Origin of the sequence: Sutterella seckii, from assembly GCF_009183815.1 — a bacterium.
Taxonomy (GTDB): Bacteria; Pseudomonadota; Gammaproteobacteria; order Burkholderiales; family Burkholderiaceae_F; genus Sutterella; species Sutterella seckii.
This window is the reverse complement of record NZ_WEHX01000257.1, coordinates 1-398: the sequence shown is the minus strand read 5'-3', so window position 1 is coordinate 398 and position 398 is coordinate 1. Positions and strand designations below refer to the sequence as shown.

The 398-nt window shown below is 47.2% G+C and carries 1 protein-coding gene; it reads right to left on the bottom strand.

Annotated features, from left to right (window positions below; genetic code table 11):
• Positions 1-90: 90 nt before the first annotated feature.
• On the bottom strand, positions 91-228 hold the full coding sequence (locus GBM95_RS13220) for a helix-turn-helix domain-containing protein (protein ID WP_152159294.1): 138 nt from the start codon (positions 226-228) through the stop codon (positions 91-93).
• Positions 229-398 lie beyond the last annotated feature (170 nt).

Here is a 398-nt window from a genome sequence, read left to right as displayed (position 1 = left end):
CGCTACGACGTTGTCTTTGAACTCCTGCGAATATCGCATGTTTTGCCACTCCATGAAAGGTTGAAGGGGTGGCGAAAGTTAGTATGACATCTAATGCCACTTCCCGACAGTGTTCGGGTGAACATTGAAGTGTTTGGCGATGTCAACGTTGGTCCAACCTTCGTGGTGCAGGCGAATCGCCTGTTCACAAACATAGGCCTGAGCCTCTGGCTTGGCATAGTAATGAATGCAAAATTAAAAAAATCCCAGAAAAGATTCCGGGACTTGATCTAGATCAACCTATTTTGTGAGACTGTTAACCTGAGTTCACGGGTCGTTTTTAGGGCTACAGATCCCGTAAGCGTTTCGTGAGTGAAGAACTGCATCCAGGTCAGTTAACAGACTGACGCGGCAAGCTG